We start from the raw sequence: 2,500 nt of genomic DNA on the forward strand, positions 1-2,500 counted from the left end.
TAAGTGCAGTGAAGTCAGACCGGAAGGACTGGTGGAGCGCTTAGAAGTGAGAATGCCGGTATGAGTAGCGAAAGACGGGTGAGAATCCCGTCCACCGAATGCCTAAGGTTTCCTGAGGAAGGCTCGTCCGCTCAGGGTTAGTCAGGACCTAAGCCGAGGCCGACAGGCGTAGGCGATGGACAACAGGTTGATATTCCTGTACCACCTCTTTATCGTTTGAGCAATGGAGGGACGCAGAAGGATAGAAGAAGCGTGCGATTGGTTGTGCACGTCCAAGCAGTTAGGCTGATAAGTAGGCAAATCCGCTTATCGTGAAGGCTGAGCTGTGATGGGGAAGCTCCTTATGGAGCGAAGTCTTTGATTCCCCGCTGCCAAGAAAAGCTTCTAGCGAGATAAAAGGTGCCTGTACCGCAAACCGACACAGGTAGGCGAGGAGAGAATCCTAAGGTGTGCGAGAGAACTCTGGTTAAGGAACTCGGCAAAATGACCCCGTAACTTCGGGAGAAGGGGTGCTTTCTTAACGGAAAGCCGCAGTGAATAGGCCCAAGCGACTGTTTAGCAAAAACACAGGTCTCTGCGAAGCCGTAAGGCGAAGTATAGGGGCTGACACCTGCCCGGTGCTGGAAGGTTAAGGAGAGGGGTTAGCGTAAGCGAAGCTCTGAACTGAAGCCCCAGTAAACGGCGGCCGTAACTATAACGGTCCTAAGGTAGCGAAATTCCTTGTCGGGTAAGTTCCGACCCGCACGAAAGGTGTAACGATTTGGGCACTGTCTCAACCAGAGACTCGGTGAAATTATAGTACCTGTGAAGATGCAGGTTACCCGCGACAGGACGGAAAGACCCCGTGGAGCTTTACTGTAGCCTGATATTGAATTTTGGTACATTTTGTACAGGATAGGCGGGAGCCATTGAAACCGGAGCGCTAGCTTCGGTGGAGGCGCTGGTGGGATACCGCCCTGAATGTATTGAAATTCTAACCTACGGGTCTTATCGACCCGGGAGACAGTGTCAGGTGGGCAGTTTGACTGGGGCGGTCGCCTCCTAAAGTGTAACGGAGGCGCCCAAAGGTTCCCTCAGAATGGTTGGAAATCATTCGTAGAGTGCAAAGGCATAAGGGAGCTTGACTGCGAGACCTACAAGTCGAGCAGGGACGAAAGTCGGGCTTAGTGATCCGGTGGTTCCGCATGGAAGGGCCATCGCTCAACGGATAAAAGCTACCCCGGGGATAACAGGCTTATCTCCCCCAAGAGTCCACATCGACGGGGAGGTTTGGCACCTCGATGTCGGCTCATCGCATCCTGGGGCTGTAGTCGGTCCCAAGGGTTGGGCTGTTCGCCCATTAAAGCGGTACGCGAGCTGGGTTCAGAACGTCGTGAGACAGTTCGGTCCCTATCCGTCGTGGGCGTAGGAAATTTGAGAGGAGCTGTCCTTAGTACGAGAGGACCGGGATGGACGCACCGCTGGTGTACCAGTTGTTCTGCCAAGGGCATAGCTGGGTAGCTATGTGCGGAAGGGATAAGTGCTGAAAGCATCTAAGCATGAAGCCCCCCTCAAGATGAGATTTCCCATAGCGTAAGCTAGTAAGATCCCTGAAAGATGATCAGGTTGATAGGTTCGAGGTGGAAGCATGGTGACATGTGGAGCTGACGAATACTAATAGATCGAGGACTTAACCATATAATATGAAGCAAATGTTATCTAGTTTTGAAAGAATATAAAAAACTTGTTGACTTTAAAAGTTAAATAAGTTATAATAATTCTTGTCTTAAATGAATATAGTCTGGTAATGATGGCAGAGAGGCCACACCCGTTCCCGTACCGAACACGGAAGTTAAGCTCTCTAGCGCCGATGGTAGTTGGGACCTTGTCCCTGTGAGAGTAGGACGTTGCCAGGCAATTCGGAGGATTAGCTCAGCTGGGAGAGCACCTGCCTTACAAGCAGGGGGTCGGCGGTTCGATCCCGTCATCCTCCACCATTTAGCCGACTTAGCTCAATTGGTAGAGCAACTGACTTGTAATCAGTAGGTTGGGGGTTCAAGTCCTCTAGTCGGCACCAGTTTTTATTGCAAGAGCCATTAGCTCAGTTGGTAGAGCATCTGACTTTTAATCAGAGGGTCGAAGGTTCGAATCCTTCATGGCTCACCATTTTAATGAAATATGCGGGTGTGGCGGAATTGGCAGACGCACTAGACTTAGGATCTAGCGCCTTTGGCGTGGGGGTTCGACTCCCTTCACCCGCACTTTTAATGAAATAACTCAAACATGTCTTGCGGAAGTAGTTCAGTGGTAGAATACAACCTTGCCAAGGTTGGGGTCGCGGGTTCGAATCCCGTCTTCCGCTCCAATTTCCAATATGACATGCCGGGGTGGCGGAACAGGCAGACGCACAGGACTTAAAATCCTGCGGTGGGTGACCACCGTGCGGGTTCGACCCCCGCCCTCGGCACCATATGCGCCCGTAGCTCAATTGGATAGAGCGTTTGACTACGGATCAAGAGGT

General features: G+C 51.6%; 7 tRNA genes and 2 rRNA genes (2 of these 9 cut by a window edge). All 9 read left to right on the plus strand.

The window, feature by feature from the left end:
• Positions 1 to 1,677: ribosomal RNA gene (locus tag J0835_RS00440) — 23S ribosomal RNA — on the plus strand; it begins 1,245 nt to the left of the window's first position.
• Positions 1,678 to 1,779: 102 nt separating this feature from the next.
• Positions 1,780 to 1,895 (plus strand): 5S ribosomal RNA (gene rrf, locus J0835_RS00445).
• A gap of 5 nt (positions 1,896 to 1,900) precedes the next feature.
• Positions 1,901 to 1,976 (plus strand) — tRNA-Val (locus J0835_RS00450).
• Between the two features lie 4 nt (positions 1,977 to 1,980).
• Positions 1,981 to 2,056 (plus strand) — tRNA-Thr (locus J0835_RS00455).
• Positions 2,057 to 2,069: 13 nt separating this feature from the next.
• Positions 2,070 to 2,145: transfer RNA gene (locus tag J0835_RS00460), tRNA-Lys, on the plus strand.
• Between the two features lie 14 nt (positions 2,146 to 2,159).
• A tRNA-Leu gene (locus tag J0835_RS00465) sits at positions 2,160 to 2,240 on the plus strand.
• Positions 2,241 to 2,269: 29 nt separating this feature from the next.
• A tRNA-Gly gene (locus J0835_RS00470) sits at positions 2,270 to 2,344 on the plus strand.
• 16 nt (positions 2,345 to 2,360) lie between these two features.
• Positions 2,361 to 2,449, plus strand: a tRNA-Leu gene (locus tag J0835_RS00475).
• A gap of 3 nt (positions 2,450 to 2,452) precedes the next feature.
• Positions 2,453 to 2,500: transfer RNA gene (locus J0835_RS00480), tRNA-Arg, on the plus strand; it runs 26 nt beyond the window's last position.

Origin of the sequence: Bacillus cereus group sp. Sample62, from assembly GCF_036851315.1 — a bacterium.
In the GTDB taxonomy this organism is placed as follows: domain Bacteria; phylum Bacillota; class Bacilli; order Bacillales; family Bacillaceae_G; genus Bacillus_A; species Bacillus_A wiedmannii.